Genomic DNA, 13,762 nt, shown 5'->3' with positions numbered 1-13,762 from the left:
CATTTTGGCAGGTGAGTTCGTCTCAGGCCATCCCAGGTGCCTAATCTGGAGCGGATGACACCCACCACGCCCGCCCCCGACACCGGATCGGACTCTCTTGCCCGGTGGCTGTCCGATCGCCGCGACACGGAACTCGTCGAGCTTCTGCGCTCGCGACCGGACCTGGTGGTGCCCCCACCCGCGTCCATGGGCGTGCTTGCGAACCGCGCACGTCAGCGCGCGTCGGTGTTCCGCGCAGCGAACGACTTCACGACCGCCGAGTTCGGAATCATCGAGGCACTTGCCCGTCTCGGGGCCGTAGATGAGGCGGTGGCCCGGAAAACTCTCGTCGATGATCTGCGGGGACGGATCACCGCCAAGGCCGTCGATCGGATTCTCGACCGGCTGCGTTCCGTCCTGCTGGTGTGGGACACACCCGAGGGTCTGCGTCTGGTTGCGGCTGCCGTGGAAGCGGTGCCGTGGCGGGTCGGGCGCACCCCCGAGACGGACGCGTTCACCCGCGAGGAACTCGACGTCGTCCTCGCCGAACTCGACCCCGCGCAGCGCGGAATCCTCGACACCCTGGCACGCACGTCACCCATCGGGCGTACCCGCGACGCCGCTCCTGGCTCCGACGAGACGCGGCCCGTCCAGAGGCTGCTGGCATCCGGGTTGCTCACCCGCATCGACGACGAGACGGTCGAACTTCCTCACAAGGTCGGGCAAGCGCTACGGGGCGAAGCACCGTTCGATCCGGCATCGCTGCTCGCTCCGAGCGTCGAGGCAGGCACCAAGGCTGCCACCGACACGAACAGCACCGCAGCAGGGGCCGCCCTCGAGCTGCTGCGTCACTGCGAGGACCTGGTCACCGCACTGGGCCGACAACCCGCTCCCGCTCTGCGTTCCGGTGGCCTCGGGGTTCGCGAACTCCACCGACTGGCGAAGGCACTGGACCTCACCGACGACCACACCGCATTGCTCGTCGAGGTACTCGCGGCTGCGGGACTCATCGCACGCGGAAATCCCGACCCCGCCCCATCGGGCGACATCGACGACTACTGGGCTCCCACCACCTCGGCGGACGGATGGCTCACCGCGAACACCGCGCATCGTTGGGCGGTGCTCGCCGGCGCGTGGCTCGACGCACCACGACGGCCCTGGTTGATCGGGCGCCGGGATCAGAACGACAAGCCGATCGCAGCCCTGTCCGCGGAGGTGAACTCCCCGACCGCGGCCTACGACCGCAGACTGCTCCTCGAAGTCCTTGCCGACCACGTCGCGCCGACCACCGCCGAGGTGCAGGCCATTGCCGCATGGCGGCGGCCGCGGTCGGCAGGTCACTTCGGCCACGAGACGGTGTCCGAGACGATTCGCGAGGCCACCGCACTCGCACTGGTCGCTCACGGCAGCCTCGGCTCACCGGGCAAGGCGCTGCTCCACGGCGGCGACGCCGAGGCGGAGATGGCGAACGCACTCCCCGATCCTGTCGACTACGTCCTCGTCCAGGCCGACCTCACCGTCGTCGCTCCGGGTCCGCTCGTCGCAGAACTGGCCGGGCGGGTCGCACTCGTCGCCGACGTCGAATCGGCCGGTGCCGCCACCGTCTACCGGATCAGTGAGGGCAGTGTGCGCCGCGCGCTCGACGCGGGCCTGGGTGCCGGTGATCTGCACGCCCTGTTCTCGGCCCATTCGCGCACACCCGTCCCCCAGTCCCTGACCTACCTGATCGACGACGTGGCACGGCGCCACGGTCGTCTGCGTGCCGGCATCGCGTCGTCGTTCGTGCACGCCGACGATCCGGCACTTCTCGCAGAAGTGCTCGCGGCACCGGTCGCGGCGACGTTGGCGTTGCGCGCGGTCGCCCCGACCGTTGCGATCTCGCAGGCACCCCTCGCCGAGGTACTCACCTCGCTGCGAGCGGCCGGCTTCGCACCGGCGGGCGAGGATGCGTCGGGTGCGGTGCTGGATCTGCGCCCGCGCGGCGCACGGCTGGTCGTGCCGCGGTCGCGTCCCCGATACGCCGGCCCCCTGCCGCCCAACGACGAACAGCTGGAGACACTGGTACGCACCCTGCGTGCGGGCGATCGTGCCGCCTCCGCGCCGGCAAGCAAACCGGTGCGCGGAGACGGAAGCCGCACCGGAGGTGCGGCCACGATGGCGTTGTTGCAGCTGGCTGTGCACGCGAAACGCAGTGTCACCCTCGGGTACGTCGATGCTCAGGGCACCGCGACCCGTCGCATCGTCGATCCGGTCAGCGTCGCAGGCGGGCAACTCGAAGCGTTCGACCCCGCGACCGGCTCGGTGCGCAGTTTCGTACTCCATCGCGTCTCGTCGGTAGCGCTGGTCGACTGAACCTCCCGTTTCCCCCAGCCGCCCGGCCACATCGGGCAACGGTCACACCGACCGCAAGAGAGATCGCCCCGATGTGGATATGCACGCGTGGAAATCGAATCGTTTTTCGCAAACTAGCTTTTTCCAGAATTTGACGTATGGTGTGGCTCGTTGAGTAATTGCCACTCGAAATGAGGAGCGACAATGGCCGACAAGGGAAAAGCACTCAAGAAACCCGCGCAGTCCATGAAGGAGCGTCGGGCAGAAAAGCGCGAGAAGGCAGCAGCTGACGGGGAATTCATCCGTAAGCGGAAGCGGAATTGAGAACCGCACGCCATGAACACCGAAACAGCAGTGCTGGAAGCACTGTACGAAAAGATCCGTGACCTGCCGTCACGATCCGCAGGAACCGAGGCGCACAGCAACGGTCATCGGGCCGCTTTGGCCCGTGCACGAGTGTTCGTACTCGACGAACGAGCCGGAGTGATCAGAACACCGGTATGAGATAAGAAGACGGTATCGAAATGAAACGGACGCTCCACGCCCTGGACAGAATTCAGGAGAGGCTCGAAGGAGAATTGGATTCCGTGATGATTTCCTCCGAAAAGGATGCCGGATATCGTTCCGGAATTTCGGAGGCGCTCGTGTGCGTGATGGAGGTGCGCCGATCGCTGACGAACTGATCATGTTCCTCTGGTGATGTCCGGACGCATGGGCGGCGCGCAGGTGGCGCGCCGCCCTCCGCATCTGGACAATGAAAGAGTTCTACATTCTCTCACCAGGAGGCTTCGTGGCCGACGGACCGCTCATCGTCCAGTCCGACAAGACCGTGCTGCTCGAGGTCGACCACGAGCAGGCGAACGCGGCCCGGCAGGCCCTCGCTCCCTTCGCTGAACTCGAGCGCGCACCCGAGCACGTCCACACCTACCGGGTCACCCCGCTGGCCCTGTGGAACGCACGTGCAGCCGGCCACGATGCCGAGCAGGTCGTCGACGCGCTGGTCACCTATTCCCGCTTCGCCGTGCCTCAGCCGCTGCTCGTCGACATCGTCGACACGATGGGCCGATACGGCCGCCTTCAGCTGGTGAAGAATCCCGCCCACGGACTGACACTCGTCAGTTTCGACAATGCGGTGCTCGCCGAGGTCATGCGCAACAAGAAGATCGCTCCCATGCTCGGCGCACGCATCGACGACGACACCGTGATCGTGCACCCGAGCGAACGTGGCCGCCTCAAGCAGATGTTGCTCAAGGTCGGCTGGCCTGCCGAAGATCTCGCTGGATACGTCGACGGTGAAGCGCACAGCATCGACCTCGACTTCGAGACACATCCGTGGCATCTGCGCGACTACCAGGAGATGGCCGCGACCTCGTTCTGGGACGGCGGTTCGGGAGTCGTGGTACTGCCCTGCGGGGCAGGCAAGACGATGGTGGGCGCGGCTGCGATGGCGAAGGCCGGTGCCACCACATTGATCCTGGTGACGAACACCGTCGCCGGACGGCAGTGGAAGCGCGAGCTGATCGCCCGCACCTCGCTCACCGAGGAAGAGATCGGCGAGTATTCGGGCGAGAAGAAGGAGATCCGCCCGGTCACCATCGCTACCTACCAGGTGATCACCCGTAAGACGAAGGGCGAGTACCGCAACCTCGAGTTGTTCGACTCCCGCGACTGGGGGCTCATGATCTACGACGAGGTGCACCTTCTTCCGGCACCGGTGTTCCGGATGACCGCCGACCTGCAGTCCCGACGTCGTCTCGGTCTCACGGCCACGCTGGTGCGAGAGGACGGACGCGAAGGCGACGTGTTCTCACTGATCGGGCCCAAACGGTACGACGCGCCGTGGAAGGACATCGAGGCACAAGGGTGGATCGCCCCGGCCGACTGCGTGGAGGTGCGCGTGACGCTCACCGACGCAGAGCGGATGGCGTACGCGGTGGCCGAGCCGGAGGAACGCTACAAGCTGTGCTCGACCGCGCGCACCAAGAACGCAGTGGTCAAGTCGATCCTCGCCCGTCACCCCAACTCCCCCGCGCTCGTCATCGGCGCCTACATCGACCAGCTCGACGAACTCGGCGAAGCCCTCGACGCCCCGGTGATCAAGGGTTCGACGCGCAGCAAGGAACGTGAGGCGCTGTTCGATCGCTTCCGCAACGGCGAACTCGACGTCCTCGTCGTGTCGAAGGTCGCGAACTTCTCGATCGACCTGCCGGAGGCGTCGGTCGCGGTGCAGGTGTCGGGCACGTTCGGGTCGCGGCAGGAAGAGGCCCAGCGGCTCGGACGGTTGCTGCGCCCGAAGCAGGACGGAGGGCAGGCGCACTTCTACTCGGTGGTTTCCCGAGACACTCTCGATGCCGAGTACGCCGCTCACCGACAGCGTTTTCTTGCCGAGCAGGGCTACGCATATCGGATCACCGACGCTGACGACCTGTTGGGGCCGCAGATCGGCTGAGTCAGCGGACTGCGCGGCGAATCTTTCAGGGCCTGCGCGATCGGGGCGGGTGCGGGCCTCGGGAACCGAGGATCCATCCGGTTGTGACATCAACCCGAGCAAGAGTGGGTTGAGTCACGCTCGAGTGTGATAGTCCCGTTGTGCGCATCGTGCTCGAGTTCGGGTCCACCCGCGTCCCATAAGCTGGGTGGGTGCGCCGATTCGAGTTCCCCGTAGACCTGCCCCATGCCAAGAGCGTGAACCAGACGCTCGCCGAGGTCCGCAGCCTGCGGCGTTCCGGCATCATCGTCGCGCTGTTGTGCGCCGCGGGAGCTGCGTGGCTCCTCTATCTCGGTGAGTCCTGGTCGTACGTGGTGGGCGCAGTATTGGTGGTCGCGGCGCTCACGTCGCTGTGGGTGGCGTTGTGGGCACCCCGCAAGATCGGCACCATCGAGCAGCTCTACCATGACAACCCGCTGGTCCCGGCCGTCGTGGCCGCGACACGTGCGCGTGGAATGACGTTGCTGGCCCTGATCGACATTGCCAAGCCGGAAGCAGGCACTCGCCACTACGCGCTGGTGACCCGCGACGTGCAGGCAATTCCCGGGCACCGTGTCCGTGTGGGCGAGCAGGTGCCCTCGGTCGCCGTGCTGTCCGACCGGTCGACGAACAACAAATCGCAGGTGTGGCAGATGGCCAGCCCGATGCCTATCGCATGGGGCACCCGCGACCCCAAGGTTCTCGCGGCAGCGGCGGGCGCGATCGACAACGCCGAATGGCGCTTGCTCGCGAACAAACTGAAACTCGCCGACGAGGTCAACGCCACAGACGAGCGGCGCATGGAGCTTCAGAGCAAGGACCTCCCGCCGGAGCTGCGCTGACAGTAATCCGGAGCCGATATGGAAACCCGAGTTCTCGCTGATGGCGGCGTGACGCTGTCGGCGCCTGGTCCGGCAGATATCGACGTCATCGCCGAGGCGTGCCAGGATTCTGCGATCGCCGCGTGGACGAACGTGCCGAGCCCGTACACGCGGGCCGATTCGGTGCGGTTCGTCGGTGACATCGTGCCCGCGAAATGGGCAGACGGCTTCCCCGACTGGGCGATTCGCACGAGCCTGCACGGTCGGTTGTGCGGCATGGTCGGGTTTCTGGAGCGTGGTTCGGGGGCTCCGGAAATCGGTTACTGGATCGCCCCCGGTATACGGCGACACGGTTTGGCCACCGCTGCAGTGCAGCTCGCGTGCGACTTCGCATTCGCCCCCGACGGAATGGGCGTCTCGCGGATCGAATGGCGTGCATTCGTCGGTAACCGGCCGTCGGCAGCGGTCGCGCGGCGGGTGGGGTTCCAATATGAAGGAGTCGCCCGGCACGGCACGGTGCAGCGCGGTGTTCCACGCGACGTATGGGTCGCCGGGCTGCTGCCCGACGACCCTCGCACGCCCACCGGCACCTGGCCGATCTGATCCGGATACCGCGAAAACGACATCACGCCAGGTGCGGAAGCACTTCCTTCTCGAGCAGTTCGAGGCCCGACGTGTCGTATGCGGCCTCGGGGACGTAGAAGATCGCGTACTCGAGACCCTTCTTCTTCAGCGCTGTGAGGTTCTCGACGATCTGCTCGGGAGTGCCCACCGCGGGCATCCCCCGGAATGCGTTGAGTGCGCCATCGGCCTTGTCCACACCGACGATCGGCTCGAGTCGGCTCCGAAGTTGTTCGAGCCGGTCCTGGACCTCGCTCTCGGTCCGTCCGATCGCGACGTTGTAATTCGCCGAACGCACGATTGCGTCGAAGTCGGTGCCCACGTCTGCGCAGTGCTCACGCAAGATGTCCGACTTGTGCGCGAATCCTTCGGGTGTGCCGTCGAAGTTGGTGTATTGCGCGTACTTCGCGGCGATCTTCAACGTGACCTTCTCGCCTCCCCCTGCGATCCACAGCGGGATGCCACCGTCCTGCAACGGAAGAGGGCGACATATCGCTCCATCGACCTGGTAGTACTTCCCGTCGAGCGTCGCAACGCCGTCGGTCCACGCCTGCTTGAAGATCTGTACCCCTTCGTCGAGGCGACCGAGTCGCTCCCCCGCGGACGGGAACCCGTAGCCGTAGGCGCGCCACTCGTGCTCGTACCACCCGCCGCCGATCCCCATCTCGATGCGACCGCCCGAGATGAGGTCGGCGGTGGCCGCGACTTTCGCCAGGTACGCCGGGTTGCGGTAGGCCATTGCCGTGCACATCTGTCCGATACGCACACGTTCGGTCACCGCCGCGAACGCCGACACCAGCGACCAGGCCTCATGGGTCGCCTCCTCCGACGGCGCAGGCACCGTGTGGAAATGGTCGTAGACCCAGATCGATTCCCATGGACCGTTGTCGGCTCGTTGCGCGAGGTCGCGCATGACCCTCCATTGGTCGGCGGGCGCGATACCCACGAGGTCCAGCCGCCAACCCTGGGGAACGAAGTATCCGAAGCGCATGAAAGTCCCCTCCGCCGATGATCGGTGCGGCGCAGCCCGGTCAGGCAGTCGCTGCGTGCCGACGATCAGCGTACCGACTTTCCGGGCGGTCGAGCCCGTAGTGCCCGCGCAGCGTCGTCTCGGTGTAGTCGGTGCGGAACAGGCCTCGCCCCTGCAAGATCGGCACGACCAGCGTCGTGAAGTCCTCGAGCCCGCCGGGCAGGTAGGGAGGCATCACGTTGAACCCGTCCGCCGCGTCGCTGACGAACCAGAGCTCGATCTCGTCGGCGATCTGCTCGGGTGTTCCCGCGAAGGTGCGGTGCCCGCGACCACCACCGAGCTTGGCGATCAGCTGTCGCACGGTGAGGTCTTCGTTCTCGGCAAGGCCCTTGACCAGCTGGTAGCGGCTCTTGTTGCCTTGAATTTCGTCGATGGGCGGAAGCGGCGGAAGCGGAGCATCCAGCGAGTGTTCGGTGAGATCGACGCCGACCATCCGTGAGAGCTGGCGCAGTGAGTACGCAGGCGAGATGAGGTCGGTGAACTCCTGCTCGAGTCTTCTCGCCTCGTCTTCCGTCGTTCCGATGAACGGGACGATTCCGGGAAGGATCTTCAAGGACTGCGGGTCGCGACCGGCCTTGATCACGCGGGTCTTCAGATCGCGGTAGAACTCCTGCCCTTCGGCGAGTGTGCGCTGCGCGGTGAACACCGCTTCCGCGTATTCGGCGGCGAAATTCTTGCCGCTCTCGGACGACCCTGCCTGTACCAGGACAGGACGGCCCTGCGCCGAGCGCGGTGAGTTCAGCGGACCTCGTACCCGGAACCGTTCACCCTCGTGTTCGATCGCATGAACCTTGTCCGCGTTTGCGAAACGACCTGTCCGGGAGTCCAGTTCGATCGCATCGTCCTCCCAGCTGTCCCACAGTGAGACCGCGACGTCGACGAACTCCGAGGCCCGGTCGTAGCGTCCGGCATGATCCGGAGTCTCGTCGTAGCCGAAATTGCGGGCCTCGTCCTCACCACCCGAGGTGACGATGTTCCAGCCGGCTCGACCACCGCTGATGTGGTCGAGCGACGCAAATTTCCGAGCCAGGTTGTAGGGCTCGTTGTAGCCGGTTGAGGCGGTGGCGATGAGCCCGACATGCTCGGTCACCACAGCCATTGCGCTGAGCAGTGTGAGTGGTTCGAAAATCGCCTGTGTGTTGTTCTCGATACGAGGGCCGACCGCGAGACCGTCGGCGAAGAACACCGAGTCGAGTTTGCCGCGCTCGGCGATCTGGGCGAGTTCCTGGAAGTGATTCACATCGAGGACTCGATGGGCTTCGGTGCGCGGGTGACGCCACGCTGCTTCATGATGGCCTACGCCCATCAGGAAGGCATTGAGGTTGAGGTGCTTCAGAGACCGGGTCATGACTACCTAACCGATTGCGAGGGAGGACGGGTGGAAGAAAACGGACCTACTGCGTGACACGCCAGCGCGAGAGCCGGCGTTCGATGGCGATCAGGATGCCGTTGAAAACGAGTCCGACGATCGAGATCGCAATGATGCCCGCGTACATGTTCGGAATCTGGAAATTGAGCTGAGAGGCGGTGATCAGGTATCCCAGACCGGCCTTGGCGCCGACCATTTCGGCAGCGATGAGGACCAGGATAGACGAGGCCGCCGCCATGCGGATACCGGTGAAAACAGTCGGTACCGCGGCGGGAAGGATCACTTTCTGGAACAATCGGTGCGGTGGAAAACCCAGCGAACGCGCACTTTTCACCAGGAGAGGATCCACGGTACGGACACCGGAGATCGTGTTCAGCAGGATCGGGAAGGTGCTCGCATAGATCACCAGGGCGACCTTGGAGGTCTCACCGATGCCCAGGATCAGGATGAACACGGGCAGCAGTGCGAGCGCCGCAGTGTTACGGAAGATCTCCAGAATGGGATTGAGGGTCTCGGCGACGGGTTTGTACCAGCCGATCGCGACGCCGAGTGGAATCGCGAACACGAGCGCGATCGCGAATCCGGTGAGCGCCCGAGACAAACTCGCCCCCAGATGCTCTGCGAGTTGGCCGCTGGCGACCAGCTCCCCGAAGGCTTCCAGCACCGTGGTGAGCGGAGGGAGGAACACCTCGTCGACCAGACCCGCGCGCGGCGCGATCTCCCACAGCGCGAAGAACGCAACGATAGCGACGGCCGGCTTGAAGATTCTCCAGGCCACTGCACGGACGTGATCTACCACGCTCGGCGAGGAGATAGCCTTCGGCGTGTCCGACTCCCGTTCGACGACGGGCACAGCCGATTCGACCGGCCTGGTCAGTGTGGCACTAGTGCTGGACATGCTTCACCTTCTCCGTTGTGATGGTCGGCACGACTGCCGCGGTCTCGATGCCCAGACCGCGCTCCACCTCGGAGTGCAGTTCACTCCAGATGTCATGGCGGTGGCGGCGGAACGCGTCGCCGGACCTGACATCGTCTACGCCACGGTCGATTTCGATGTCGACAACCGTTTTTATCCGCCCCGGTCGCGATGTCAGAACCGCGACGCGTTGCCCGAGGTAGACGGCCTCGTCGATGCCGTGAGTGATGAACAGGATGGTCTTACCGGTTTCCCGCCAGATCCTCAGGAGTTCGTCCTGCAGAGACTCCCGGGTCTGTGCGTCGAGCGCTGCGAACGGTTCGTCCATGAGCAGCACTTCGGGGTCGAATGCGAGACTGCGAGCTATGGCGACTCGCTGCTTCATACCGCCCGAGAGTTCGTGCGGGTACAGGTCGCCGAATCCGTGCAGGCCGACGAGTTCGAGATAGCGATCGGCGAGGTTTCGTCGCTCCTTCTTCTGCAGCCCCTTCGCTTCGAGTCCGAATTCGATGTTCGAACGGGCGGTTCGCCATGGAAGCAGCGCGTATTGCTGGAAGACGATGCCGCGGTCGAGTCCGGGGCCGGAGATCTCGCGGCCGTCCAGAAGAATGCGACCGGAGGTCGGTTCGCTGAGCCCACCGAGAAGATCGAGCAACGTCGACTTGCCGCAACCGCTGGGTCCGACGAGGACGAGGAACTCACCCTCTGCGAGATCGATACTGATGTCGTCGATCGCAGTGAACCGGTCGCTGCTACCGCGAACGGCGAACTGCTTGGTCACGTGCTCCAGTCGGAGCTTCGGATCGGTCTGCCGAATCGTCACTGCACTGCCTCCTCGACGGGTTCACCGTTCGGGCCGCTGTTCGGGTCGTAGGTGCCGTTGGCGTAGGGGTTGAATTCGTTGGTATAGACATCGGACGCCGCGAGCGCGCCTTCGTCGAGCTCGCCGTTGCGGGTGAGCCAATCCAGCCAGATCTGTATTTCGCGATCGGTGATCACACCGCCCGGCCCCGCGATTCCGGTGCTCTTCCAATACCCCACGAGATCGGTATTCTCGTTGCGGCCGCGAGTGTCGATGATCTCCTCGAACTTTGCGACCACATCCTCGCGTGGAGTGATCTGCGCCCAGCGGATCGCACGAGCGGTCCCCTGCACGAAGTCCTCGACGGCGTCGCGATTGTTCGCGATGAAGTCGTCACGGAATGCGAGCGTTCCGTATGTGAATGCACCGAACAGGGTTTCGTCGGTGAACAGGGGCCGAAGCCCACCGCGCTCCACAGCGGTCTCGCGGAACACACTCCCGAGCGTCCCGACGTCGATCTGGCCTTCACGCAATGCCTGCTCGGTGTTGACCGGAGGCACCACGATGAGCCCGACCTGCGCGATCTCGTCGTTCGTCAATCCTTGCTGCGCCAGCCATTCCCGCACGAGGAACTCGTGGTGGGCCCCGAGCGTGTTCATGCCGACCTTCTTGCCGATCAGGTCGCGTGCATCCCGGATCGAGCTGTCGTCGAGCACGTAGTAACCCTGGAAGCTCTGCGTGTCGGCCCCGTAATAGCCGAGGACGGAAGTGAGCGGTGAACCGCCTGCCTGTGCCTTGATGACGGCACCGTTGAAAGCGCCACCGAACTCGACCTGGTTCGTCGCGGTATTCTGCAGCGACTGCGGCCCGTTGCCGTTGTCGCCGATCCATTCGAGCTCGACGTCGTCGAAGTAGCCGAGCGCTTCGGCGAGCTCAGGATAGATGACCTGAGCGGGCGAGCCTTCGTACCGCAGGACCGTCCTGCCGTCGGCGGTCACCGTGGCGTCGGAGCTGGCGGAGCATGCGGCTGTGAGCGAAGTCAGAGTGAGGAGTGCTGCGGCTGCGGCGACGGCAGTGGTAAGTCGTCGGCGCAGCGTGGAATGAGACATCGTGTCGAAGTGTCCTTGTGTCGGCCCGCATGTGCGGACGCCGGTTTCGAGAATGCGGTTGCGATTTCGGCGACAACGTTTCAGCGACAACACGGACAACTACGCACGACGAATTCCCTTCCTGTTCGATGGCAACCAGGCAAGCATCGCGATCGCGCACCGCACCGGCAATGGTTCGACTCACGGTGATTCCAACGCGGCGCAGCAGAACTCCCGCTGCCGTGATTTATTCGAGGCGATAGCGGCGTCCGAGTTCGTCGAGGTGCGCACGAAGCGCATCGAGAACCGGGCGCTGGCCTTTGTGGAGTTTGATCTCGGCCTCGGGCAGCGGCCACCACCGCGCATCGTCGACCTCTGGAAACTGCTGCATCTTTCCCGACCGGGGCGGCCACTCGAGGTCGAACATATTGCTGGACACGAACTCCAGTTCGGTCGCGGTCTCCCCGGTGTAGACGCTCACTATTTTCCCGGAGGGCTGCTTGTACCGTCCAAGCAGAGTCAACGGAACGTCGGGGGCGGCGAATCCGCACTCTTCCTCGAATTCACGCAGAGCGACCTCGCGTGGATCCTCCTCGTCTCCGTATTCGCCTTTCGGAACCGACCACGCTGCCTCGTCCTTACCGGTCCAGTACGGCCCGCCGGGGTGCACAAGCCACACCTCGAGGAGACCGGTCTCGTCGATGCGATACAGCAGCAAGCCCGTGCTGGTGACAGTCATGCGACGGTGACCGGTTGCCTGAGAATGGTTTTCAGACTCCCAGGCGCGGTACGGCGGGGATCACTCAGGTAGATCTCGTGATGTCTGCCGTTGTAGGTGAGCCCCCTCTCAGGAAGCACGCGATGATGCAGGCTCTCGAGGGTCGGCCCTTCGTCGTCGTACGCGCCGATGTGCAGGATCTGCACACATCGTCCCTCGGTCCACGTCATCGAATGCAGCAGCGGCAACGAGGCCAGCGCCTTCTTCTTCGCTACAACGGCCTTCGCCGAGTCGACCATCTCGTCAGTGACCCACGGCGGCTGGTTGATCAGCATCGTCCATTTCCATGCCCGCTTGTCACGGCTGACGAATGTCGACATGTCGTCGGCCCACCACAGCCCCTCCAACGGCCCCACAACGGCATCGCGCCCGAGCTCCTTCTTCGAGGCGAACTTGATCGTGTACGACACGCTGTACAAGGCCTCGACCGCCTCCGCGTATGCCCGGCTGCTGTTCGGGTCGCCACTCCCCTCGACCGCAAGATACCGGAACTCGGGCACGTCCACTTCCGTAAAGTCCCCGGCCGACGACGAATACAGATTCTTGTGTGCACGTTTCACGTCGTACTTGTCCATACGTTCCCTCGTCAGGTCCGTCGCTCGTCCCGCATCGTTCTCCCGTCGTAGCATCGAGAATATGCGCGCAGTTGCGATGGCGGAATCGTTCGAGGAACACCGCAGTCACCTGTTGTCGGTCGCATACCGGCTCACCGGCAGCGTGGCGGACGCCGAGGACGCCGTACAGGATGCGTGGTTTCGGCTCGACAACACAGATCCCGACAGCATCGGCGATCTACGAGCGTGGTTGACGACCGTCGTGGGTCGTCTCTGCCTCGACAGGCTGAAATCGGCGGCGGTGCGCCGCGAGAAGTATGTGGGGCAGTGGCTCCCCGAGCCGATCGTCACGCCCCTCGCGGGCACGACGCCACCCGACCCGCTCGAGCAGGTGGTGCGCAATGAGGACAACCGCCTGGCAGCACTGCTCGTGCTCGATACGCTCACACCCACGCAACGGGTCGCGTTCGTATTGCACGACGGCTTCGGTGTCCCTTTCGACGAGGTCGCGCGCATCCTCGAGGTCGGTGTTCCGGCGGCACGTCAACTTGCGTCACGAGGGCGACGCGCCCTTGCCGATGCCCCGCCGCCCTCGTCCGCGACCGACCACGACCATGCCGTACAGCAACTCTTGACCGCACTTGCCACCGGCGACATCGACACGGTGGTCGCGGCACTGCACCCGGATGCCCGCATGATCGGCGATGCCGGCGGGACCACGCGCACCGCGATCAACGTCATCACGGGACCCGAGAGGTTCGCACGATTCTTCCTCGGACTCGTGCACCTCTACGGTGCGGAAGCACTCACCACGCTCGAGCCGGCCCTCGTCAACGGCGAACTCGGCTTTCTCAACCACGGGTCCGCCGGCGACGACACCCATCAGGGCTTTCCCGGACGTGTCCTGGGCATCACCGTGCGCGACGGACGCGTCTGGGCCGCATACGACATGGCGAACCCGGCAAAACTCGGCGGTGTCAGACTTCCGTCCGACCCGCCGGAGTGA

At 64.8% G+C, this 13,762-nt stretch carries 13 protein-coding genes; 6 read left to right on the top strand and 7 right to left on the bottom strand.

What is annotated here, in order from left to right; translation table 11 throughout:
* The first annotated feature begins 54 nt into the window (after positions 1-54).
* From HCA61_RS11910 to HCA61_RS11890, 5 genes are all read left to right on the top strand, one after another.
* Positions 55-2,331 (top strand): helicase-associated domain-containing protein, encoded by a 2,277-nt coding sequence (locus HCA61_RS11910; RefSeq protein WP_169688380.1) that lies wholly within the window; start codon positions 55-57, stop codon positions 2,329-2,331.
* Positions 2,332-2,646: 315 nt separating this feature from the next.
* Entirely contained in the window at positions 2,647-2,814 is a 168-nt protein-coding gene (locus tag HCA61_RS11905; RefSeq protein WP_169688379.1) for a hypothetical protein, read from the top strand.
* A 286-nt stretch (positions 2,815-3,100) separates the two neighbouring features.
* Positions 3,101-4,759, top strand: coding sequence for a DNA repair helicase XPB (locus HCA61_RS11900; protein WP_169688378.1), 1,659 nt, complete (start codon positions 3,101-3,103; stop codon positions 4,757-4,759).
* A 191-nt stretch (positions 4,760-4,950) separates the two neighbouring features.
* Positions 4,951-5,619 carry a DUF3239 domain-containing protein gene (locus tag HCA61_RS11895; protein ID WP_169688377.1) on the top strand — a complete coding sequence of 223 codons (669 nt, stop codon included), beginning with the start codon at positions 4,951-4,953 and terminating at the stop codon, positions 5,617-5,619.
* An 18-nt stretch (positions 5,620-5,637) separates the two neighbouring features.
* Positions 5,638-6,201 (top strand): GNAT family N-acetyltransferase, encoded by a 564-nt coding sequence (locus HCA61_RS11890; RefSeq protein ID WP_169688376.1) that lies wholly within the window; start codon positions 5,638-5,640, stop codon positions 6,199-6,201.
* 22 nt (positions 6,202-6,223) lie between these two features.
* Here HCA61_RS11890 and HCA61_RS11885 read toward each other — a convergent pair whose 3' ends face one another.
* From HCA61_RS11885 to HCA61_RS11855, 7 genes are all read right to left on the bottom strand, one after another.
* Positions 6,224-7,210: an LLM class F420-dependent oxidoreductase gene (locus HCA61_RS11885; RefSeq protein WP_169688375.1), complete on the bottom strand. Its 987-nt coding sequence runs from the start codon at positions 7,208-7,210 to the stop codon at positions 6,224-6,226.
* A 40-nt stretch (positions 7,211-7,250) separates the two neighbouring features.
* Positions 7,251-8,597, bottom strand: coding sequence for an LLM class flavin-dependent oxidoreductase (locus HCA61_RS11880; RefSeq protein WP_169688374.1), 1,347 nt, complete (start codon positions 8,595-8,597; stop codon positions 7,251-7,253).
* Between the two features lie 46 nt (positions 8,598-8,643).
* Positions 8,644-9,516 (bottom strand): ABC transporter permease, encoded by an 873-nt coding sequence (locus tag HCA61_RS11875; protein ID WP_169688373.1) that lies wholly within the window; start codon positions 9,514-9,516, stop codon positions 8,644-8,646.
* Complete coding sequence (locus HCA61_RS11870) at positions 9,503-10,357, bottom strand: ABC transporter ATP-binding protein (protein ID WP_247272765.1); 855 nt, start codon at positions 10,355-10,357, stop codon at positions 9,503-9,505. The genes HCA61_RS11875 and HCA61_RS11870 overlap by 14 nt, the downstream gene beginning before the upstream one ends.
* Positions 10,354-11,445 carry an ABC transporter substrate-binding protein gene (locus HCA61_RS11865; RefSeq protein ID WP_169688372.1) on the bottom strand — a complete coding sequence of 364 codons (1,092 nt, stop codon included), beginning with the start codon at positions 11,443-11,445 and terminating at the stop codon, positions 10,354-10,356. Before HCA61_RS11865 ends, HCA61_RS11870 begins: the two co-directional genes overlap by 4 nt.
* A 226-nt stretch (positions 11,446-11,671) precedes the next feature.
* Positions 11,672-12,163 carry an NUDIX domain-containing protein gene (locus HCA61_RS11860; protein WP_169688371.1) on the bottom strand — a complete coding sequence of 164 codons (492 nt, stop codon included), beginning with the start codon at positions 12,161-12,163 and terminating at the stop codon, positions 11,672-11,674.
* A complete protein-coding gene (locus HCA61_RS11855) occupies positions 12,160-12,777 on the bottom strand; it encodes a GyrI-like domain-containing protein (RefSeq protein WP_169688370.1) in 618 nt (205 codons plus the stop codon). The genes HCA61_RS11860 and HCA61_RS11855 overlap by 4 nt, the downstream gene beginning before the upstream one ends.
* 61 nt (positions 12,778-12,838) lie before the next feature.
* Here HCA61_RS11855 and HCA61_RS11850 point away from each other — a divergent pair, with 61 nt between their 5' ends.
* Positions 12,839-13,762 (top strand): sigma-70 family RNA polymerase sigma factor, encoded by a 924-nt coding sequence (locus tag HCA61_RS11850; protein WP_169688369.1) that lies wholly within the window; start codon positions 12,839-12,841, stop codon positions 13,760-13,762.

Source organism: Rhodococcus sp. HNM0563, assembly GCF_012726195.1.
Taxonomy (GTDB): domain Bacteria; phylum Actinomycetota; class Actinomycetes; order Mycobacteriales; family Mycobacteriaceae; genus Rhodococcus.
Note: the sequence above shows the minus strand (reverse complement) of the source record. Positions and strands in the feature narration are given on the sequence as shown.

Coding starts and splice junctions, on each gene's coding strand:
- HCA61_RS11910 (WP_169688380.1), top strand. CDS start 55: ATGACACCCACCACGCCCGCCCCCGACACCGGATCGGACTCTCTTGCC.
- HCA61_RS11905 (WP_169688379.1), top strand. CDS start 2,647: ATGAACACCGAAACAGCAGTGCTGGAAGCACTGTACGAAAAGATCCGT.
- HCA61_RS11890 (WP_169688376.1), top strand. CDS start 5,638: ATGGAAACCCGAGTTCTCGCTGATGGCGGCGTGACGCTGTCGGCGCCT.
- HCA61_RS11885 (WP_169688375.1), bottom strand. CDS start 7,210: ATGCGCTTCGGATACTTCGTTCCCCAGGGTTGGCGGCTGGACCTCGTG.
- HCA61_RS11880 (WP_169688374.1), bottom strand. CDS start 8,597: ATGACCCGGTCTCTGAAGCACCTCAACCTCAATGCCTTCCTGATGGGC.
- HCA61_RS11875 (WP_169688373.1), bottom strand. CDS start 9,516: ATGTCCAGCACTAGTGCCACACTGACCAGGCCGGTCGAATCGGCTGTG.
- HCA61_RS11865 (WP_169688372.1), bottom strand. CDS start 11,445: ATGTCTCATTCCACGCTGCGCCGACGACTTACCACTGCCGTCGCCGCA.
- HCA61_RS11860 (WP_169688371.1), bottom strand. CDS start 12,163: ATGACTGTCACCAGCACGGGCTTGCTGCTGTATCGCATCGACGAGACC.
- HCA61_RS11855 (WP_169688370.1), bottom strand. CDS start 12,777: ATGGACAAGTACGACGTGAAACGTGCACACAAGAATCTGTATTCGTCG.
- HCA61_RS11850 (WP_169688369.1), top strand. CDS start 12,839: ATGCGCGCAGTTGCGATGGCGGAATCGTTCGAGGAACACCGCAGTCAC.